Origin of the sequence: Acinetobacter sp. Z1 (assembly GCF_024296945.1) — a bacterium.
Taxonomy (GTDB): domain Bacteria; phylum Pseudomonadota; class Gammaproteobacteria; order Pseudomonadales; family Moraxellaceae; genus Acinetobacter; species Acinetobacter beijerinckii.
Map to the genome: position 1 here is coordinate 18,453 of NZ_CP101117.1, position 22,193 is coordinate 40,645.

At 32.7% G+C, this 22,193-nt stretch carries 22 protein-coding genes; 8 read left to right on the forward strand and 14 right to left on the reverse strand.

Going from position 1 to position 22,193, the window contains the following annotated elements; all coding sequences use genetic code 11:
- Positions 1–1,035: 1,035 nt before the first annotated feature.
- From NGC85_RS17020 to NGC85_RS17035, 4 genes are all read left to right on the forward strand, one after another.
- Positions 1,036–1,674, forward strand: coding sequence for a hypothetical protein (locus NGC85_RS17020; RefSeq protein WP_240016394.1), 639 nt, complete (start codon positions 1,036–1,038; stop codon positions 1,672–1,674).
- Positions 1,675–1,776: 102 nt separating this feature from the next.
- Entirely contained in the window at positions 1,777–3,489 is a 1,713-nt protein-coding gene (locus NGC85_RS17025; RefSeq protein ID WP_254805671.1) for a hypothetical protein, read from the forward strand.
- Between the two features lie 42 nt (positions 3,490–3,531).
- Positions 3,532–3,864 (forward strand): H-NS family nucleoid-associated regulatory protein, encoded by a 333-nt coding sequence (locus NGC85_RS17030; RefSeq protein ID WP_254805672.1) that lies wholly within the window; start codon positions 3,532–3,534, stop codon positions 3,862–3,864.
- A 784-nt stretch (positions 3,865–4,648) separates the two neighbouring features.
- The gene (locus tag NGC85_RS17035) at positions 4,649–5,077 is read left to right on the forward strand and encodes a hypothetical protein (RefSeq protein ID WP_254805673.1); all 429 of its coding nucleotides are present in this window, start codon (positions 4,649–4,651) and stop codon (positions 5,075–5,077) included.
- A 42-nt stretch (positions 5,078–5,119) separates the two neighbouring features.
- Here NGC85_RS17035 and NGC85_RS17040 read toward each other — a convergent pair whose 3' ends face one another.
- The 4 genes from NGC85_RS17040 to NGC85_RS17055 form a co-directional block, all read right to left on the reverse strand.
- Positions 5,120–5,374, reverse strand: a complete 255-nt coding sequence (locus tag NGC85_RS17040) for a hypothetical protein (RefSeq protein WP_151685889.1) — start codon at positions 5,372–5,374, stop codon at positions 5,120–5,122.
- 605 nt (positions 5,375–5,979) lie between these two features.
- Complete coding sequence (locus NGC85_RS17045) at positions 5,980–6,336, reverse strand: hypothetical protein (RefSeq protein ID WP_254805674.1); 357 nt, start codon at positions 6,334–6,336, stop codon at positions 5,980–5,982.
- Between the two features lie 369 nt (positions 6,337–6,705).
- Positions 6,706–7,101, reverse strand: a complete 396-nt coding sequence (locus tag NGC85_RS17050) for a hypothetical protein (RefSeq protein WP_254805675.1) — start codon at positions 7,099–7,101, stop codon at positions 6,706–6,708.
- A 27-nt stretch (positions 7,102–7,128) separates the two neighbouring features.
- Positions 7,129–7,521, reverse strand: a complete 393-nt coding sequence (locus NGC85_RS17055; protein WP_254805676.1) for a hypothetical protein — start codon at positions 7,519–7,521, stop codon at positions 7,129–7,131.
- A 348-nt stretch (positions 7,522–7,869) separates the two neighbouring features.
- On the opposite strand from NGC85_RS17055, the gene NGC85_RS17060 reads away from it, so the two are divergent.
- The 3 genes from NGC85_RS17060 (at position 7,870) to NGC85_RS17070 (ending at position 11,746) form a co-directional block, all read left to right on the forward strand.
- On the forward strand, positions 7,870–8,610 hold the full coding sequence (locus NGC85_RS17060) for a M48 family metallopeptidase (RefSeq protein WP_228136289.1): 741 nt from the start codon (positions 7,870–7,872) through the stop codon (positions 8,608–8,610).
- Between the two features lie 112 nt (positions 8,611–8,722).
- Entirely contained in the window at positions 8,723–10,831 is a 2,109-nt protein-coding gene (locus tag NGC85_RS17065; RefSeq protein ID WP_254805677.1) for an ATP-binding protein, read from the forward strand.
- A gap of 3 nt (positions 10,832–10,834) precedes the next feature.
- A complete protein-coding gene (locus NGC85_RS17070) occupies positions 10,835–11,746 on the forward strand; it encodes a DUF6685 family protein (protein ID WP_254805678.1) in 912 nt (303 codons plus the stop codon).
- Positions 11,747–12,097: 351 nt separating this feature from the next.
- Here NGC85_RS17070 and NGC85_RS17075 read toward each other — a convergent pair whose 3' ends face one another.
- The 4 genes from NGC85_RS17075 to NGC85_RS17090 all read right to left on the reverse strand — a co-directional run bounded on the left by NGC85_RS17075 (position 12,098) and on the right by NGC85_RS17090 (position 15,079).
- On the reverse strand, positions 12,098–12,673 hold the full coding sequence (locus NGC85_RS17075) for a TetR/AcrR family transcriptional regulator (protein WP_228271131.1): 576 nt from the start codon (positions 12,671–12,673) through the stop codon (positions 12,098–12,100).
- Entirely contained in the window at positions 12,674–13,306 is a 633-nt protein-coding gene (locus NGC85_RS17080; RefSeq protein ID WP_254805679.1) for a hypothetical protein, read from the reverse strand.
- 68 nt (positions 13,307–13,374) lie between these two features.
- Entirely contained in the window at positions 13,375–14,880 is a 1,506-nt protein-coding gene (locus NGC85_RS17085) for a zeta toxin family protein (protein ID WP_254805680.1), read from the reverse strand.
- The gene (locus tag NGC85_RS17090) at positions 14,867–15,079 is read right to left on the reverse strand and encodes a hypothetical protein (protein WP_151685859.1); all 213 of its coding nucleotides are present in this window, start codon (positions 15,077–15,079) and stop codon (positions 14,867–14,869) included. Before NGC85_RS17090 ends, NGC85_RS17085 begins: the two co-directional genes overlap by 14 nt.
- 151 nt (positions 15,080–15,230) lie before the next feature.
- On the opposite strand from NGC85_RS17090, the gene NGC85_RS17095 reads away from it, so the two are divergent.
- Positions 15,231–16,130 (forward strand): tyrosine-type recombinase/integrase, encoded by a 900-nt coding sequence (locus tag NGC85_RS17095; RefSeq protein WP_254805681.1) that lies wholly within the window; start codon positions 15,231–15,233, stop codon positions 16,128–16,130.
- 127 nt (positions 16,131–16,257) lie between these two features.
- On the opposite strand, the gene NGC85_RS17100 is transcribed toward NGC85_RS17095, so the two are convergent.
- From NGC85_RS17100 to NGC85_RS17125, 6 genes are all read right to left on the reverse strand, one after another.
- On the reverse strand, positions 16,258–17,115 hold the full coding sequence (locus NGC85_RS17100) for a hypothetical protein (protein WP_254805682.1): 858 nt from the start codon (positions 17,113–17,115) through the stop codon (positions 16,258–16,260).
- A gap of 14 nt (positions 17,116–17,129) precedes the next feature.
- Positions 17,130–17,942, reverse strand: coding sequence for a Fic family protein (locus tag NGC85_RS17105; RefSeq protein ID WP_254805683.1), 813 nt, complete (start codon positions 17,940–17,942; stop codon positions 17,130–17,132).
- Between the two features lies 1 nt (position 17,943).
- Positions 17,944–18,141 carry a hypothetical protein gene (locus NGC85_RS17110; protein ID WP_045124714.1) on the reverse strand — a complete coding sequence of 66 codons (198 nt, stop codon included), beginning with the start codon at positions 18,139–18,141 and terminating at the stop codon, positions 17,944–17,946.
- A 75-nt stretch (positions 18,142–18,216) separates the two neighbouring features.
- A complete protein-coding gene (locus NGC85_RS17115) occupies positions 18,217–19,260 on the reverse strand; it encodes a hypothetical protein (protein ID WP_075315958.1) in 1,044 nt (347 codons plus the stop codon).
- Positions 19,261–19,368: 108 nt separating this feature from the next.
- Positions 19,369–19,755 carry a hypothetical protein gene (locus NGC85_RS17120; protein WP_075315957.1) on the reverse strand — a complete coding sequence of 129 codons (387 nt, stop codon included), beginning with the start codon at positions 19,753–19,755 and terminating at the stop codon, positions 19,369–19,371.
- 21 nt (positions 19,756–19,776) lie between these two features.
- Positions 19,777–22,023 carry a DNA topoisomerase gene (locus NGC85_RS17125; protein WP_254805684.1) on the reverse strand — a complete coding sequence of 749 codons (2,247 nt, stop codon included), beginning with the start codon at positions 22,021–22,023 and terminating at the stop codon, positions 19,777–19,779.
- Between the last annotated feature and the right edge of the window lie 170 nt (positions 22,024–22,193).

Below are 22,193 nucleotides of genomic sequence, written 5' to 3' on the forward strand. Positions count from 1 at the left end.
AATTAGATTCTATAACAAAAAAAAGGAAAATGAAAAGATTTTAAAAAAAAGATATAGCGAAATTTTAAAAATTTAGTTTTCTAAAGTCAGATCCTTTGACTGCTCACTTACTTATATTTAGATAAATTTAAAGAATAAATTTAAATTTATAGGAGCAAAAAAAAATTGATAAAATTCAGAACCTTAATCTTATGATGTGAGGTATTAAATAATCTTTGTGAGGTTTTAGATAAGAACTGTGAGGTTTTAAATAATCTATTGTAATACAATGCCTTATGATATTTTTTATTTTTTATGTGAGGTTTTAAATAGAAGTTGTGAGGTTTAATATTTATATTGTGAGGTTTTAGATAGAACTATTTTAAATCTATAAGCATTTGTAAAATATGAAATAATTTTATATTGTGAGGTTTTAAATAGAAGTGTGTGAGGTTTTGAATAAGTGCTGTGGATAACTCTTAATGGTAATCTCTTTCAATTCTTTTCCACAGACTTTGATGCTCTATGTATATTTTATATAAATAATTAACTAATAATAATACTTAATAGGTTCAGAAATTTTTCTTTTAGAAACATAATGTTAAATAGTATTGTGAGGTTTTAAATAGAAGTTGTGAGATATTGGATATATCTTGTGAGGTTTTAAATATCCTTTTAAAATACAATATCTTATTTGATTTTCCCTTTTTTATGTGAGGTTTTAAATAGAACTGGTGAGATCTTAGATCCATATTGTGAGGTTTTAAATAGAAAAATGACTTAACGCTAAGTAATTGTATTATAGTTATTTATTATATATTGTGAGGTTTTAAATAGAGTTATGTGAGGTTTTAAATAAAACTTGTGTATAAATGAAATAGTATATATATCTGTTGTAAGTTGTTGGATTTAAAGTTTTTTTATTTAAAAAATGAATAGAAGAATATCGAAAATTGTGTTATATTTGTTGAAGTAGATTATATTCTATTATTAATAACGACTTAGTAATGAAATTATTATTGAGTTTCCTCCAACTTACTTAGGTGAGCTTTAGACATGACAACCATGACGGCAATTTTCCCTCACCATTGGGTGGTTGAGGAAAAAGACTGGAATCAAGTGGAAAAAAAACCTACTCAGCTTTCGCTATTAGATTTTCCTGAAAAAGAGTTGCCTTTTAATTTAAAGGACTCGAAGAACTGGAGTGAGCAAAATCCTAAGTTTCAAGAAAAGGTTATCTTAGAAAGTGGGCGTGATCATTTCATCATAGATTTTCGTATTGATCTTTCTGACCAAGAATTTTTCAATATGATCAACGATTACTTGTACTCTTTGGAAGCAAGAAGCACTGTCTTGGACTCTTTCGATTCTAGACTTGTACATACAGTTAATGCTTCTGAGATTTCAACCAGATTGGGTATTACAATATCTGATTTTGAGTTGAAGATGCAGAAATTAGCTACCTCCTCATTTTCTGTTGAACAATATCGTAAAGTCATTCACTCTAAGACGAGCAAGCGTGAGCTTAAATTTTTGAAGCTGTTTTCAACGAATCTAGTCAGCGAGTATGTAAGTTTCGCTGTCGGTACTGAAGTTTTTTATAGTTTTAATTACACGCAGTACTTTGAGAAGTATTATCAAAAGGGCAGTTTGTATAGCAATATTATGAGCTTACCATTCGGAAAAGCCATCTAAAAGACTTCAATATGAAGTCTTTTTTTATATTGTGAGTAAAAGTCTATTTTTCTCACAATATAATTGTGTTATAAAGATAAAAATGATTTTTTCGGAATGGTAATGGAAACATTATTAGAATCAGGATCAGAGAGCTGTGCTCCTGATATGACAACTGATCTACAGGTATCAGAAGCAGCTGATCACCCTGATGTTTTTGGGTTTAAAACGGCCAGTGAATTTTCTTTACCAGTATCTCTTATTCATGTTACCCATCATTGCACGGTAGCAGAGCACAAGATTTGGTTATGTTTGCTAAGTCATGCTAGTGAAATTATCAAGCAGCAAAAATTGCAATTGAGTGCTGAGACAAATATAAATTTTAGAATACCTGTAGATGTAATTTTGTTCAAAACAGGATCTACAACGATAAGTCTAAAAACTTTATCTGCTTACCTTGAGCGACTGAAAGGCAATAATATCAAGATCGATCTATTGAATAAGCAGGGTTATCGTTCTATTACATCACACTTTAATTTTATCAATGACTTTTCCTTGATTTCTAATGATCAGACTCATTCTACAAATTTATTCTTTTCAGACATGGAGGATGAATCAGAGATTGAGGCCGATGAAGAAGTAGTCCGTACACTTAGAAATAATCTATCTAAAATTGAAGTGGTTTATTCATTACCATCTTTTTTTACTTCAATTATTCAGGATACGATTTCGGTTCAGAAGCTCACGCATCTCTTTTCTTGGACAAATATTTTGTCTTTAACTGCATCAGGAAAAAAAGCAGGAAAGAATGAAAGTTTACTTTATTGTCTACTGGAATCATTGGGTGATAAGACCGAACTTGATTTTGAGACTTTTAAAGCATATCTAGGCTATCTAGATCCTAAGCAAGCGAAACGTCCAGAAGATAGATATTTAATTCGTGATTCTATCAAGCCTGCCATCAGTAATTTTAATGATAATGAGTTAATGTCATATACAATTGAATATGACTTTATTCGTGGACGCTATAAAAAAATTGATAAGATAATACTAGAAAAAAAGTATAAAACTCTCACCAATGAGGTTGAGTCTAAACAATGGCATATCATTCTAAATGAAGATATACCAATTCAGGAAAAAAGAATCTTAATTAAGCAAATTTTGCCAAACTGTGAAGTTTTGAATAATACTGATTCAGATTTAAGGATTGTTATCGAAGCAGTTAAGGACTATATCAAATCTTTAAAGAAAAAAAATAAATTAACGAATTACATAGGCGTATGCCGAAAGGGATTTAATGACCAGTGGGGGTTATCTGGAAAGACGCAACAGACTACAATTGTAGGGGATGAACAAATTGCGAATGCTGCCAGATCTGGAGTAAGTACTGCACTTGGAAAAAATCCTTTGCCGTTACAAAGAGCCATTAATCCTTTAGAGAATATTGCTAAAAAGATTCAGTATATCTTAAGTCTATTAGCAATGAATGGAGGAAAAAAATTCCTTTTGGAAGCGGTTGAACAAGATGGATATGATAATCTTGTTTTAAAATATTCCGAAGCATTTACTAAGTTTAATAATAAACTATTATTTACAGCTGAACATACTGAGCAAGTTTTTAATTTGGTATTTAGTAATGAAGATGTAAAAGTAAATTTTGATAAATTTGATAAAGTAAATTTTAATTATGTCCTGTCTGCTTCTATTGCATTATTCGTCTATTCAACTGTCATTTCACAGGATATAAAATCGTATAGTGATGATAACTTCCGTCAACCAGATTCCATGAGAAAAATTATTGAGGACATAATCAATTACATTGATTCAAATTGCTAATTTCAACTATATTACTTACACATCAAAATAAGGGTAACTTTAATGACCAGTAAATTCGATTTAGAAAATTATTCCGAAGTAGAATTAGGTGAGCTGATCAAAGAGGCTGAAAAATTAAAAGCTTCAAAAGCAGTTCAAACAAAAATTAATGCTTATGACCAACTTTTAGAAATTGCTAAAGGTGTTGGATTGTCACTGGATGAGTTGATCCAGTTTGGCCAAGAAAATTCTAAGAAAGAACCTAAGAAAGTTGTCGAACCAAAATATCGTAATAAAACTAATCCAGATGAGACGTGGACAGGACGAGGAAAACAGCCGAAATGGTTAGTAAATGAACTCGCTAATGGAAAAAACCTTTCTGATTTTCTGATTTAAATTTCACTCGCTTGATTGATTCTCAACTTCATTCAAGCGAGACAAAATAGCCTAAGCAAATCTATTCGCCATTTTTGAAGTTTTGTTTCTCTGATTTCCTTTTTCTGTTGTCTGAATTTTTATATTCTTTATCTTTGGCTATATTTCTGCCTGCTTATTTCCGATTATGGTATTAGTCCGTTAATGGTATGATCCATAGGCGGTAGAAATCCCGACAATGGAATTTATGGTAGGGATTCACTGGAGGTATCCAATGAGTTGAGTCTTTATTGAGATCTTTAAAATTTGCTTAGGCTATTTTGATTTGTCGATATATGTTTTCTTTTACTATTACAAAAATTTTATCAGATAAATTATTAGCTTACATTAATATTTTGTAGCAGGCTTAACTCGATATAGTATAATTAGGGTGTTGTAGGGCTGTTGAAAGTGTGGACGTGCTCCAGATAAAGCTTCAGTGATTTATATATGAATATGTTTAAAAGGGTATAGGCGTGGACTACATTTCAATGCTGTCGTCAGACAAAACAGTCGTTAACTAGGGTTAATGCAAAATCAATAAGTTAGTCGTGGTAAATTTGCATAAAGTGACAAAATAGTTGTTTATCAAAGAAGTGTTCCAGTTAATGACTATGACAAAATAATCATTAACTCAACATGCTCTATACTTTTAATATCAGCTACTTACATTATCTGAAAACAACTTTTATGTCATAAGCATAGAATCAGGTAACAACTATTTTGTTTAGTAAATGATTATTTTGTCCGACCACAAATGCTGTATATGGATTGGTTCATTATCTTATTATTGGCGTATATGGCAGCAGGCCTAGCGACTTATATGGTGATTGGCTTTGTTCCAGTAGGTAGGCGTAAACGTTTCTTTTTCACGGCTAATGCGCCTGTATTGATCGCTATAGCAGCCTTTTATTTTTTAGTGCCTGTGCCAAGCATTATTCAGAATAATTATATTAAATCAGTGTATAACCTGAAACTGAATACTGAAAATCCGTTCCTGTTCAATACGAGTGTCGCATTAGATAGACTATGTACTGGCCATAGTCTAAAAGGGTATCAATATTTCATGTTTCAAAAGGCATATCGTGAAGATATGGATCTAACCTTTAAAAAATCTAAATCAGGGATCACATTCTCCAATATGGATCATATCGTTGGCCAAAATCAGGATAAAATCTGTGATATGAAAATTTGAATTTCCTACCTTTTAATTTAATTTTGAATAAATAGATACATGCTATTTGATGTATATTTCCCATCCGCTATTTCCCTCATGAGGATAATGTCGGCAGATAAATATTTCATTTTCAACACAGCTTTTCATGGTGTAGTAACTAAATAAATGGTGTTCACCAACTTGACCATTTGACCATTTATAACGGCAGCCATCATCAATACCTCTAACTGTTCTTAAGGGCACTTCAGCTTCAGGTGTTACGATTTCTGGAAATTGTGATTTTATTTTTTCAAGCAACTTTTCACTCAATTTCATAATCATTACTCTGTCTGTTGATATTTATGAAGCAGTATGATTGATACCAAAAATTATTATGCACAATAGAATAGCTAGTACCAAATACAGTTTGATACCCGTGTTCATAATTCGTTGTTGTGGTGAGATCTCAGAAACAACATCCTCCATGATATTTTCATAGAAAAATTTTGAGAAAACACTAAATGATAGAATGCAAAAAAAACAGACCATAAAGGAAATGCTTAATAATAAAATGTCTGAATTGGGTTTACTGGCCGTGATGACGTGGACAATTAAAACAGGCACAACAATTAGTGGTAGATAAAACGTTTTTTTTAAATTATTAAGCATTTTAAGGTCTCCTGTACTCTTTAAAATTTGCTTATTTTTTTCTACTGCGAGTTGCACGATACTCAGCTACATAGCAAGGCTTGCATAAAGAAGACCATTGCTGTTTTCCGTCCCTAAACCCGTTTTTATAGAAAAATTCATTATCAAAAGGGAAATAGGAAAGACACTTTGTGCATCTCTTTTCTATACCAAGTTCCGTATTACGATATATCGGTAAAGCTATTGTTTCTGGAACTGGAGTCATCAATTTTTCTGGCGTGATCTGGAAATGATTAATCAAACAAATAGTTGATGATCCCGAAGTATTCCTTTTCAAGTTCATTCAAATTACTTTTTTTCCCTGCACAGATCCGTTTCCCGACTGAAGACAGAAAGGCTGTACCCTGAATATGTTCCAGATAATAATCAGCCGTCCCATCACTATAGGAAAGGCCTAATTTCTCAGCCACACGTACACCATTTTTCTCTTGGTTTTTCCATGCCAACAATAAGGACATGGCAACCTGATGAGATCCACTAGGTACGAAAAAAACACCATAGCTGCGGTCGTAGACAAAAGGCTTGCTAAGATCGGCTTGATCGATGGATGAGGGGAGAGACATTTTGGCATTACACATTGCATTCCACATCTGGTCAGTTATCCAGTCAGGTCGTGTTATGGCCATAAATTTACTCGCTTTGTAGATGGTGTATTTGCATTGCCAATTTTACTTCACTTCTACAATTCATGTGCAGAATAATATCTAAAGCCTCATTGTCGTCAGACAAAACAGTCGTTAACTAGGGTTAATGCAAAATCAATAAGTTAGTCGTGGTAAATTTGCATAAAGTGACAAAATAGTTGTTTATCAAAGAAGTGTTCCAGTTAATGACTATGACAAAATAATCATTAACTCAACATGCTCTATACTTTTAATATCAGCTACTTACATTATCTGAAAACAACTTTTATGTCATAAGCATAGAATCAGGTAACAACTATTTTGTTTAGTAAATGATTATTTTGTCCGACCACACTCATCTACAGTGGTTCGCATTGCATCATCGATATTGATCGTATAATAGAATGCTTTTCCTTTGGCTGCTATGCTGCTTATGAATGCCTTGTCAAATTCATTCCAAATTATACATGGGGCACTAATAGGCTTTGAATTAAGCGATACCAATGCTTTACACAGCTCACCAATGTTGATGAGATCCTTTGGATCTGGATCATCGATTGTGACTTCTTCATCAGCATTAATTATATGTCTCCAAGCTTTGGTTTGGATACGTTCCAAGCGACATAGGAAACGACCTAGTTTTAAGTCAAAGTCGGTGGCTCTATTAGCTAAGGGGTTTTTAAGAAGACTGTTAGCTTCAATATGGCCACCCATACGTTCAATGATATTCATTGTGCTTTTTCCTTTTGGTAGAAGTTTTTAATGCAATTTAAAATTGCTGTCTATAATTCTGAACTCTTGAGATTTTTCGTAACCAAGCAATCTTTCGACCGCACTGATCCACAAACTAATCCTAATTTTTTGAACCTCGTAAGAACCAAGTGGATCAAATTCAGGAACGACATAAGCTCTGCGCTTAACTGCCCTTTTAACAGCATTCAATACCAGATCTGCAACCTCCTCATTGTCACATTCGAGAATTGAAGTGTAGTCTGGATGGTCTTTCTTGGTTTTGATCAAAACACCATGCCAATTGACTGCAATACGAAACTTATAAATATGAGAAATATCTACCGTATACCCTAAATAAATTCGGCGTTTTTGAATTTCTTCAGTAGCAATATCAAGTTCTAGCTGATCGTTCAATTTCATAGAGCAGTTCTCATTGCGTCTTATGTTCATTGTACATATTAATTATTATATGTACAATGAACATATAATAATTAATTGTTAAAAATGTTTCAAAGAACATACAAACCAATTAAACTTAAGATGTACAAAGAACATATAATAAGTTTAGAAATATTTTTTTGAGTAGATAGCACTTTTTACAGACTGAGTGTTTCATTTGAGAATGAATCTCTTTATGCTGTGTCATTTATTCCAATATGATAAATCTAATATTACTGATGGCTGCGCCACAGAGAGAGGGAAGATCGAATGATATACCTTAAGAACAAACTTGTTCTCACTTTATCTTGCATGTTTATATCAGGCTGCATGACAACAACAAATTTTCAGTTATCTGGCATACAGCGTAAGCAGTTTATGCTGATTCCCTCCAGTGAGTACTTCACACAGGCGAACCAGAATTATCAAAATTTGATGAATGGTTATAAAAGTAAGGGTGTACTGGATAGAAAACCAGATATGACCAAAAGAGTGCTCACTATCGCACAGCGCATTACTGCGCAAGTAGAAACTATTAAACCTGCAACTAAAGACTGGACGTGGGAAATGCACGTAATTAACACCTCAACGGTGAATGCGTTCTGCACAGGGCAAGGCAAAATGGCGGTTTTTGAGGGCATGATTACTACGCTTAACCTTACCGATGATGAACTTGCTGCAATTATTGGTCATGAAATTGCACACGCCTTGCTTGAGCATGGCCGTGAACGTGCTTCAACAGATCTGGTGACGAATCTGGCTCTTGGTCAAATTGGCGGTGATGCGCAAACCATTACTTATTATGTATCGAAATTAGGCCTGTCATTACCTTTTAGTCGGCATCAGGAAAGTGAAGCAGATCTTTTGGGCTTACAAATAGCAGCTAAAGCAGGTTATAACCCAAACGCAGCGATTAGCTTGTGGGCTAAAATGGGGGAATTGCAAAAAGGATCTAATAACAAACTTTCAGGGCTTTTAAGCACACACCCCATCCCTGCTGAACGCATGAAAGCACTAGCATTGGCTGCACCAAAATTCATGCCTTTTTATCTTGAACATAAATACAAGTAGAAAATTCAGCAACTCACAAATCAAGTGGGTTGCTATAAAAAAACAATAAAGACAGATATAAAACTTTGAAAATCTCTCAAATAGTTTTATTATGTACAAAGAACATAATAGAATGACTGCTATGACACTAATCAATTTTAAGCTGCACCCTAGTTTCATTCATAGTGCGATCAAAGATCAAGCGAGTGGTATTGATAAAGCGATTGCAGAACTCGTTATGAACTCTCTTGATGCAGGTGCTACGAGAGTAGATATTCACGTCAATGAAATTGATGAAAAATATCATTTCACAATTAAAGACAACGGTAAAGGTTTTACCCAAGAAACAATTGAAAATTACTTTGCTTGGTTCGGTGCTCCGCATGATGAGGGTGATGCAATTTTTGGAAAGTTTCGTCTTGGCAGAGGTCAAATCTTTAACTATGCTTCAACAGAATGGTTTAGTAACCAATTTGCCTTAAAAGTAGATATTGAAGAAGCTCTAAACCAGAAAAGCGATACTTTGGGTTTTGATTTTGATGAAGTCAAAGCTTCTAAAATTAAAGGCTGTGAGATTAAAGGCATTATTTATGATAAGTATGGTAGAGATAACTTCTCAATTGAATCCTTTAAAGTTGATTTAAAGGATATTATTGAATACATCGATTTGCCTGTCTATTTTAATGGTGAACTTTTAAATACCCCCAAAAGAAAAATACATGCTACTTTAAAAAAAGGCGATATACTTTTTGAAGATGACCTTGCATATTATATTTTAAAAAGATCTGCCGATAGTTTTGAAATATATAATCTTGGCGTTCGAGTTCCTTATACTTGGTATGAAGAAAGCCTATTAAAAGGTATCATTATCAGCAAAAAGCCATTTATGCTTACTGCTTCAAGAAATGAGGTTATAGTAGATCGCTGCCCAATATACAAACAAATTATTTCAAATATCACAAACTTACATGAAGAAAAATATTTGAATAAATTTTTGTATAAAGAAACCAAAAAAAATGAAAAAAAGAAGAAAATTATAGATGAGAGTGCTGCTATTCATATTATTGAAAATATCATCAAAAATAAAACGGTTTATGACGCAAAAATTATTCTTGAAGCTTTCAGATCTCCACTATTTGAAGATTACAAGAACCGAACTTTGTCTGCTGTTGACTTAGTAAGTACTAAAGCCATTATGCTTTTTAATGAAGACTATGATTATACAAAAGTTGAAAAAATTGAGAGCAAATTCGATGCTTTAATTGTAGATGAGAATAGTACATTAAGATCATTTTTGAATAATTTCTATTATTCCAATAGAACTGCATGGCAACAGGATTTTAATGCACAGGCAACATTTTTGTCACCTTTAGAACAGTTCTTGTTCATTATTAAAACCATGCTCAATCGCTTTAGCAATAAATTCTATGACGTACCTGAAGACATACATTACAACACGGCTATTCAATCACTGGTTGAAGATCGAAAGATCTTTGCTGATAACGAGCTAACCTCTGACGGAAAACAATACTTAAATTTCCTGAACCATATCAATGATCGCCTGTTTGAACTACATGGCCGTGTTTTCAATCAAGATAAGCGTGTAATTCATCTTGGTGAAGCTCCTGATGCAGAAGCTTGGACTAACCACAGTGGTTACATTGTTTTCAGTACCAATACTCAAAAATATTTTAAAGAAAAACAGTATTTAAGAATTTTATTGATCCTGATCCACGAATATTGTCACAAGGACTCATCAGAAAAAGCCCATGACATTGAATTTTATCAAGAGTTTCACGATTTCATAATTGGAAAGGATCTGAATTCTGTTTTAGAAGACTATATTTCCGCATCACTGGCCATAACGAATAAGGAACAGATCTGCCTAGAACTTCCAAAACAAGAAGATGCTAAAAAGGAAGATTTAATTGTCCAAAGACTAACAGGCCTCATCAATTCACCTACCCATAAGAATACATTAATGCTTGATGCACTTATAAAAGACATGAATCTTAACTTCTATGCAGCGGATAATAAGACCCTTTTTGGTGTCAAATACAATACATTTAGAGGATGGGTAACAGATCCAAGTAGTTCCCGACATCGTAACCCTAGAACAGCTGTATGGAATAATTTTATATATAGTTTGATTGCTCATCGATTAGGATTCAAAGATACTAATGCGTTCCTAAAATTGAGTATGGAGCTTCCAAATGAGTATGGTCTGTCAGAGGGAAATTAATCAATGCTTAATTTTATCTATGATGCTTACCAGTACCGTAAGTTTTATTCAAGAAACAACTTACAGCGTAATCGAACTAGCTTTTTAAAGCTGACACATATTCTTAAAAATGAAAAGTTTATTGATTATTTCGAGCTGCTTAACCTACATTTGTTAAGAGATTTAGATTCTAAGGAATATCAAAATAATAAACTTGTCACTCATAATCGAAGTATGGAATCTAATCGTTCTAAGCTATTTTCCACACTAAATAGTCTAATCGATAGACATGACAGTGATTACACATTAAATCTAGCAGATGTTAAATTTATTAAAGCTTCCCGTGATGCAGTCTTCTATAATTTATTTGATAATATTTATGACTGGTGGGAATATACTTTAACAAAAGGCAACCGCTGCTTAAGTCCAGAGGAATTAAAAGAGATACTAGATTTTAAAATTGAAAAGATTGATAAGATTATTCATAGTGAAGATTTTAAAAGCAACCATTGCAATTTCACCAAATTTTCTTGGCATAAAGGTATTGCTGCTGAAAATGGAGGTGGTTCACATCGATTAGCTTATGTAATTAAACTTTGTCAGTTTTTTAATATTAGTGCTCCTTACAAAACAAATTTAATAACCTATTCTTTAAATAGAGATACTTTGGAAAGCTTGTTTTCAGAGTTCTCAATTTATATTTGTTTTGACTTTCTTGTTAATAGTTTACATACATTGCTAAGAAAGGGAAATAATGATGATATTGAATATTACAGTTTTACATATTCACCATCATTCAAGAACAATGGAAAGCCAGATATAGTTTTTTTTATCATTAAGAATAACTATCAGTCAAAAGTATTTCGATACTTTTTGAACAAACACCTTAATTCTCAAGATGAGTTAAGGGGAATCCTGCATGACTTGATCCTGTAAGATAATGTCGTCAGACAAAACAGTCGTTAACTAGGGTTAATGCAAAATCAATAAGTTAGTCGTGGTAAATTTGCATAAAGTGACAAAATAGTTGTTTATCAAAGAAGTGTTCCAGTTAATGACTATGACAAAATAATCATTAACTCAACATGCTCTATACTTTTAATATCAGCTACTTACATTATCTGAAAACAACTTTTATGTCATAAGCATAGAATCAGGTAACAACTATTTTGTTTAGTAAATGATTATTTTGTCCGACCACAACTTGGTACTTGTTATCTACCAAATAGAAATTGGTCTATGAGTAGGGGTAATGTCACTCGCAATCCTTTTTGTTGGGATGAGTTATTACGTGTTAACTAATGTCAAATCAAACTGTTTCACTACTGAGTTCCAATCTGGTTTAAAGCTATAAGGCATTAAAATGGAACTTAGAAAACCATAAAAAATATGGTGCGTATCTTCATGAGTAATACTATTTTCTAATAATATGCTCTGAACAAAGTTATACTTCCAATCATTATAGCAAAGAACAATTTTATGTATGTTATGTAAATGGTTTAACTCTGACAAAGCTTTATTAATAATACATGATCTATTATCTAAATCTAATGCACGATCAATAAACCACGAATATAAAGCTTGCAATTTTTCGATTGGAGAAGTGATATGAGGTTGACTACAAGTAGCATTGATAGATGAAATTTGATTCTCAATTTCAAATTCTAGACAAGCTTCAATAAGTTGCTCTTTTGACTTAAAGTGACGATAGAAAGTCATCTTTGCCACAGAAGATTCTTCAATAATTCTATCAATACCTGCACGGCCAAAACACTGTTCACTAAACAGTCTATGAGCAGTCTGCAATATTATATTTTTCTTGGATGATGCACGATCAATGGTATAACTGACTGACATATTCATTTAACTAGCCTCAACTGGCGAACCTAAGTTAGCCAATAAAAATACAGTAATTGTATCAGCATTTTTGTCTACATCAAACTGATTTAGGATTTTTCTTAAATCTTGAATTTTTACTTCACTTAAATTAATACTTCCAATTCCAGAAGCAATTAATGAGAAGTTAAATAGAAGTAAAATTGTCCAGTGTAATTTTTTATCAGAAAAATTATTTACATACAAAATAACGAAAAGGAAAATTGAGAACTTGAAAGGATTTTTAATATTTTCAATGTCTTCAATAGACTCAAAATTCAATAATGGAAAATGTTTTTTTATGATAGATATATATTCATTTCTCTTTAAACCAGAATGGTTCATGGCATTAATTAGAAAATGATTAGATTCAATAATTTTTAAAACATGATCCTGATCTTCTAGAGTACAATTAGAAATAGTAATATTATCAATTAAACTTGAAATATCAGAATGTAAACGAATTGGATTGTCGGAAAATATAACCTGAGATTGAATATGTCTTACAAACTCTTTTTGATATTTTAACAACAAATCTTCAATAGATTTAAAATCATACTCATCAGGTAGCAAATATTCATTGAGTTCAAATTTATTTTGAAAGTTATCATTAACTGACATAATTATTCCTTACAAGTTCATTTAGAATCTTGAAAAAAATAAGACCTCGTAAGGTCTTATTTATAGTTCTAGAAAGATCGGGTAATTGAGTTATCAATCTTAAGATCTTTGTCTTGCTGAACCTTTTTGATATTTTCACGATCTGGATGGCATTCTAACAAGAAATCCATCATTTTGTCAGCATTACGAGTTTTATAGAATTCAGTCATGTTCTGTCTAAAATCAATAGCTTTTTCAGGAGGGATCTTAATTGCGTCCAAACCTGCACTAAGCAATACACCATTCATCATCAAATGAGCTGTGCGCTTTTCACCCTCAAATGTGAATTGGTTCAATGAACCGAAAAGAAAAGTAGCCATTCCTTTTTCTAATGGATTCTTTATTGAATTTAAAACTGCAATACCATCACTAAATTGCTTATTTAACTGGATAGCATCTTCTTCTGTCTTTAAAGGCTTATGAGAATAATTATGTCTAATTGCAACGTGAGGCGTAAATGTTGTCTCTTTGCCTTCGCCCCGTAATACGCCTGTTTCAATGGATTCATCCTTAGAAACTAATTGATTAATTTCTAAATAATTTGATTTATCCAATCTAAATGTATTGTTGATTACAGATTCAGATACGAAGTTCGCTCCACTGATAAGATTCACAACTTGCTTTTGGTCACTTACACTGTGCCCCCCAACAGATTGGCCTTTTATCAGCTGCTTAATCTCATCCAGTGAATAGGGATTACCTGCCACAGCAGCAGATCCGTGAACATGCTCTGCTAGAGTCATGTTAAAATTCTGAATTACTTGTGCTCGATGGTAGGTAGGTATTTCTTTCGGCATTAAATCAGGATTCCATTCAAATCCTAACTTTTCTTTAATGAAGCTCATATTGTCACCTTTAGTTATCAGATTCTCTATCAAAGATGAATCTTGGTTAACATTGTAATAAGCTTTTAATTGTTTTTCATAGCCTGTAGCAACCCATTTTGGTAAATCACGGTATACATCATGGATAACACCGTTTTTCAATTCCATTACAAGGCTATGTGGTTCATTCCTGACACTGTTATCAAAAACAAAAGTTTGATCCGCATACATGGATGCTTCAGCTATAAGAGGGATAACACGTTCATATCGTTGCCTAACTTTGTCCTCATCCACACCATGTCCACCCTCCAAAACACGATCCTGAATACGCTCTAAAGCGAGTTCAGGAGAGTCTAAATGTATATGGTACAAGGTTACAAAATAGCCCTTATCTTTGGCTTCTTTGATGAGATCCAATTTGGATGGATGAGAGAAAACGGTCTCTGCTATAAATGATTTTTTGTTATCTATATATCTTTGACGCTCTTGTTCAGCCCACTTCGCAGCCTCATAAGCGTGGCTAGGATCTTTGGTAAATTCACCAAAATGTTCCTTTTGCCAAACGTCCGCATTGATAAAGGCAATGTCAAAATTAAACTTTTCAAAGCGAGGTAAAATTTGTTCTTGTATTAATGTAGATTTACCTGAACCATTTCCACCTGCGACTATAACTGCAAATTGTGGTTCAGGATTTTTATCACGTTCTGTCATAGCTTGCTGTGGACTCGCTTGTTTTTTCTTGATTTTTTAATTTTTGTAGTTTCTCAGCTTTGGCTTTTAAAGCAGCACGTAATTGATCATTTACAGGGTGTTGAGGATTACGAGCAGCTGCACGTTGGTCATCAAAAAGACCCTCAAGGATTTCCTTGCCAGAATGATGTTTTGCATCTTTTTCAGTCATAATATTCATATCATTGCACCTCTATGTGAAGATACTTTTCATTTGATTAAATTATAACATATCTAGAATTTTCGGACTTTATTTTTGCAAATTTATACATATTTTTTTATTAAGAATTAACTTAAAATAAGAACTGAGCAAACTGGCAATCAGGGTAAAAATGTATATCGAAAAATGGAGAAATAAATTAATCACAGAAAACAAATCACCTTTAACAATAAAAGGGTATGAGGAAGCATTGGTGCATTTTCTTGATTATATAAAGACTGATATTTTCATTATTGATAAATCTGACATATACCAGTTTATTGCACATAGACAGCAATGCGGAATTTCAATAGATACCATAAAAAAGGAAATAGCAGGCATAAAAAACTATTTCAAATATTTATTTAATGAAGAAATTATAAATTCAAACCCAACCATTGATATTAAAATCAAAGGCGAGAATAAAAAACTACCAAATTATCATTCCGTCAATGTTATGAATGATGTTCTTGATAATCCTGCAAAACCAGATCCTAAATATAAGACAAACCAGATTAGAGATATAGCCTTAGTTGAGATTGCCTATAGTTCAGGATTACGACTTGAGGAGTTACACAGTTTAGAGTTAAGCAAAATTAACACGGATGAAAAATTATTAAGAATTACTGGAAAAGGTAATAAAGAACGTATCGTACCGATTGGCTCGAAAGCAATACAAGCCTTAGAATTATGGATAATTGAACGTAATCATATAATGCAAAAGAATTTAAGCCAGAGTCATGATTATGTCTTTACAACTACTACAGGTAAGCAACTTTCTCGAACCCAAATCAATGAACGTGTAAAGAAGTTATTTAGGGATAAAGGCATAACTCAGAAATCAAATCCTCATACTTTAAGACATACATTTGCCACTCATTTACTGTCATCTAAAGTAGGTATTCGAGATATTCAGGAAATGCTTGGCCATGCGGATCTCAATACTACGCAGATATACACTTATGTCGATGAAACAACCATGAAAGAGGAATACAACAATAGTCATCCAAGAGCAAAAAACCGCACTTCATAAACCGTAAAGTAGGCTAATTATGTTAAATAAAAATATTCAAGCATTTGTTTTTTATGGATTTTATAATTTAACTTATTACTACTTTTAAAGTAAATATATAACTCTGCCAATTTTCATAGTACTGTTTTTATAACATTTCTATTTCACCAATATTTTTAATTTTATTAAAATATGGTAAAAGGTCTGAATGATCTAATCTTTTTTTTATCAATAAGTATTTAATCATTTCATTCAACACATCTCTATTCATATTAAAAAATTCATTCAAAATAGAAATATGTTTAGTCTTTAAATTTGATAGAAGTTCTTGATTGTGCCCGTGTTCAAATCTATTGTCAGGATTTTGATAAAATATCACATCTTCTTCATGGGTAAGATAAGCTTTTGCATAATGAAGCCACTTATCTAAATCAGAAGATCCGCCAAACATTTTTGGTTCATTGAAATAAAATCTTTCTGCTTGAGTTCCTGCTAATACCATAAGCATTAATATTTGAATTTCCTTTGCACTCAAACTTATTTCCCCTTTTTTTTCATACCTATAATGAACGTAACCATTATTGGATGTACCAATATGACGATCATTAATTTGCACATATAGTCGTTCAAGAGGTGTTCCAACAGCAAAAAAAAGCATTACATGACCAATTTCATGCACAGCTGAAATTTCAAGATCTGTTGAATTAGTAGGTTCAAATGCTCTTGCATGAAAAATTGCACTGTTAATATGGTCTACATTCTGATTACCACTAGAATTCTTTGAGATAGTTAGTATAGACAGGCAACATAATATGAAAGTCAAGGGTAACAAAACAATTGAAATGGTATTAATAATATCAATTTTTGATTGATCTGATATATAGGCAAACTTTGGTAATGTTAAAATATAATATGTACTAAATAGAAATATTGTAAAATATATAAATGGATTTATAAGAGAACGTAAACAAGTTATACCGTTTATAAAATTAAATATACTTTTCATCATTATTCCTGTTACTAAAAGAAAGATGGTGTATTTGAGTCATCATCAAGGTTTTGCTCATTATCTTTTTCTTTTTTAAGAACAAATGAACTCCTATTTTTAATGCCTTGTGCAAAGGCTGAAATCGCTAAATTTTGGTCTGGCTTCAATAATGGTTCTATAATATTTGAAAACACATTCTTTAATAATGTAAAGTCCTGAGTATTCGGCTTAGGATCTACTGGATGCTCAACATAAACCTTTTGATCAGACAATGAACGCTTACATGCATAATTCCATTCGTTTGACTTTACTTTATCGTAATGAATTTCATAACCTGCATCATTCGCAAGTTGTCTCATCAATACTTTTGTTGCACGGCCATTACCCTCTTGAAATGGATGTATCTCATTCAACTCAGCAAAATAGATCGTAAAATTTTCAATAAATTGATCTTTATTAAGTCCTTTGAGTCGATTTAGATTATTAATTTTTTCACTAAACTTTGCCAAATTTTCATCTATTTTCTCTGATTCCAGAAAGTGACCTATTTCAAAATCAGCATTCTCAGGATTCACACACAATTTAGAGATATTAAAGTCTCTAAACTTGCCTGCATAATCATATAAGCGTCTAAATAACCCCTCATGAATTTTTGAAAGATGATCCTTATCATAATTACCTAAAATCGGTTCATTATCCAATTTCGCAGTACGTGCTTTTGTGATTGAATACTCTAACTCTTTGTTAAACTCTTTTTGTGCTCTTGTACTAACTGGTTCATTTAATATCTCCCTAGCTTCTTCATAGAACTCATTATTTACATCTTCATTAGAGTTTTCAGTCATATTATTTATCCTCTTGATTATTCCGCTCCCATTCTGCCATCAGGCGATCATCTTCTTCTTCAAAAGTACTTTGGCCAGTTGCAATTCTCTCAATAATTTCATTGACCCTTTTTTCTGATGCTTTTATTACTTCATCTGAGAATTCGTGTTCAACTATGCCATTTGTGTTTTTAAACGCTTCTCTAATTCGATTTGCCATGATATTTACCTCATTATTAATTCATCTGAATTTGTTTAAATCTTTCATTAATGAAAGATTAATTTAATAGTGTATCTAACTTTTAAAATAATCAAAAGATTGAAATTTCTGTTTGTAACTGTAGTTAAATGCCTTATAGTCCTCAGAATTTTTTTCAATATTGTTAATGAGTCTTTCGTAAGTATCGCTTTTCTGAAGTGATGTGAATAAACTAATCGATCCTTTCCAATAGCTTGAATCTTTGTCTTCTTTAGTGGCAATTGAACTATGAATTGTTTCGTACCAATGGCTAGCATGTTGCTGCCCCCAAATTCCAAGATCATCAGGAATGCACTCTCCAGTTACTATTTTTTCCAAATCTTCTTCATGCACATTATAAGAAATGGTTAACACCGCATTAAAATATTCATCCAATAATTTACAGAATGCAGCCAAGTGAGTTAGATCACCAAATCCACCAGAACCAACACTATCTTCATCTTTTAGCCTTAGATTATGAAAATAATGGGTTACATAACGTTTATTTCCATAGTCAACTGAAGCAACAACCCTACCTGTGTTGTCTCGTATTAATCTAATTGTCTCAATCTTTATGTCTCTATATTCAGCAATAAATTTCAACTGTGATTCAATATTTCTGTTAAAGCTTTTTTTATAAACAATATGAGGCGTAAACGAGAGATTATTTGAATTATTGCCATGTTTAAGCCAATTTTCATTAATGAAATAATATTTGCAAAAACTCTCTATTTCCTCGAATGATGGATGAACTTTGCCGTCCAACCATGCGGAAACCTGAACAGGATCGTTATGCCCTAAACTTTCTGCAACTTTTGTAGATTGCAACCCAAGCTTATCAAACACAAAATGTAGTCTGGTTAAAAATGCAAGATGATCTGCTGATAGACCTTTAACGAAATCACTCGAAGCTCGATAGTAATTTGCACCAATGCTTATCAGACTAACGATGTGCTTAGATCTGTATCGACTACCTCCTATTTCTTCAGCCTGACTTGTAACCTCTGCTAGTAAATTTTGAGGTAAGCGTACTGGAATAGGATCAGACAATTCCTCAACTTGATTTTGCTTAGTAAGATTCTTAAAAAATTTAATGACCATCTTTTAGCCTCTATGTGTCCTTGTTTTCACTATAGTAGTGTGAAAAAACAAGGAACACAAACGAGTTTTTATACAATGTATAAATTAATTGTTTATACATTGTATATCTTAACCCTCATTCTTTGATGATGCCCAAATTATCAGGACTTGAAGTGCAGCAAATACCACGTAATAGCGCAAAAAATTTCCTGCTACATTGCCGTAAAAAAAATTATCAAGATAAAAGCTGCTGAAAAATAAAAGAACAAAACCCAATAAAGAATAGATTTTGATATGTGTAATTTTGTCTGCGACATAAGCAATTAATTGCAGCGATATGACGAGGAACAGCTGTAGAATAAGACATAGCTTAAGCTTTAGTAAAACACCATTATAAGCTTCGTTTGCAAACAAATAGATCAGGCCTATAACAACAATAGCAATTACAGCAACCACTACTTTATAAGCTTTATCAGTAAGCAAAGGGTTCTGAATTCTTAATGTATTTACGTTCATTTTTAATGATCTCGATTAGCTTTAAACTTTTTTAGAAAAGTCTGGTTTATTTCTTGCACCCCAATACTTAGATCCACACTCACAGATCCACATTTCCCATTTTTTTCCATCTGTTGAACGTTTACCTGTTTTTTGGCTCAGTGTTTTATTACATTCAGGACAAGTGTGATCTTTTGATTTTGAAGAAACTGTTACCACATTGGTTTTAGGTGTATCGACTGATCCTATAGACTGTGAACCAAGTTGTTCTTTTCTCTTTGCATATTGAGCAAAGTCAGGTTCACCATTTTCAAGCATTGGATATGAAGCACGACATTTATTGCGCTTGTTAAAGAAACCTGAACAGCCAAAAAATTTACCTTTAGCTCCATTCATAATGACCAATGATTTACTACACTCGACACAGTTGAATGGCGTAACATTATCTTCTTTGTCGATAGCCTTACCGTTCTCATTCTTCATGTTATGTCCACAAGCCAAGTTAGAGCACTTAAAGTATGTTTTCTGACTAGCTCCAGTGAGCAGAACTAAAGCTGACTGACATTTACTACAGTATTGAGTATTAGGATCTTGTTCTAACAACTTAGAGGCATTCTGAGCTTGAGCTAAAATGGTCTGATGAGCTTCTTTAAGTAGTCTTTGACTGATGTTCTCGCCATGTGCAATTAAATCCAGTTGCCCCTCCAATCCCGCAGTATAGGTGAGATTGCAAAAGTCAAACTTATCTGCGACTTTTGCACTTAACCGCATGGCTAGATCTGTTGCATGTAGTTTATTTTTATTATCGGTTACTACATACCCATGCTCGATAATTTTTGAAACGATCACAGCATAAGTAGATGGTCTACCTATATCAGAATCTTCCATAAATTTAATTAGACTCGCTTCAGTATGTCTTCTTGGTGGTTGAGTAGATTTATTATTAACTTGTCCAGATGTCGCCCTAACATCAGCTCCTACTGCTAATAACGGAACAGGATTGTTTAGTTCCTGCTCATCTTCTTTAATATCGTCCTGTTCATTTTCAGAGAAACTTGTTTTTGCTGTAAGACGCAGCCAACCTTGATCTATCAATTTACGGCCTGTTGCTTTAATAAATACATCCCTATTTTCAATTTTTTGATCTGCTATGAGCCGTACCGATCTTGAAGTATAGGTTGCTTCTTCCATTTGACTTGCCACTGCACGTAACCAAATCATTTGATACACTTGCTGTAAAACAGGATCTTCTGAAATTTTGGATATATTTATATCGGTCGGACGTATAGCCTCATGCCCCTCTTGGGCATTTTTTTTAGCTTTGAATTTTCTTACTTGTGCTAATACAGGTAACTTATGTTTTAAAGCAAAGGCTTGTATCATAGAAAATGCGTCATCACTAATATTTGGAGAGTCTGTTCTGTGATATGTAATATGACCATCTTCAAAAAGTTTTTGAGCAATTTTCATTGCCTCTTTTGGTTTTAACTTACATTGAACCTGTGCAGCCCGTAGATAAGTTGGTGTAGTAAAGGGTGCAGGTGGAGAACTTTTTACAGGTTTTTCTTCAAAGGAAATGACATTAAAGTTTTTAAGTAATGCAATCTTCTCAGCAATACCTCTATCCATAAAATATGGATTGCTTTTTTCCACAAAGTTTTCTGTATCCCAATTTGCTGTCCATTCATCAAATAAAAAACTAACTCCAAAATGATGAACACTTACAAATGATTGTATCAATCTCTCCAAATCAGCAAGGTAAACTACAATACTACTTTGCACCCTGCCTGCAATTTGTCTTTCACCACAAAGTACTGTAAAAACTGGCGTTCCAACATAACCGATTATTCGATCAAGAAATCTCCTAGCCTCTTGAGCTGCTACAATCTTCATATTTAAAGTACGAGGATTATCAAAGGTTGCTTTCAATGCTGCTTTGGTGATTTCGTTAAACGCTACACGAAAAGCCCTTTCTTTACACTTAAGAACTGTCTGAAGATGCCAAGCAATTGCTTCGCCCTCTCTATCATCATCTGTAGCCAAATAAACATTTGGAGCATTTACAGCTAATTTTTTTAATTCAGCTACACGTCTTGCTCCACCATCACTAAAAACGTATGTTGGAGTATAATTTTCAGTAAGACCGAAGCTATCAGTTGGTAAATCACGAATATGGCCAGAGCTATAAGAAACAATAAACGAAGATTTTCCGTATAGTTGATCGAGATAGGATTGGACTTTCGAGACTTTATTTTTAGACTCAACAATAACCAGATTTTGAGCACTCATATCTTTATCCTTTTTACAGTCACCAGTGATCTGTAGTTTGTTGATAGGTACGGCTCTATAATAGCAATTATTTTTTGAATATTACTATTTTTTAAAAAATTTAGATTGTCGGACAAACACTAGCCAAAAATCCCACTTTAGCCTGTTTCTAAAGCCTGAATATATAGTAG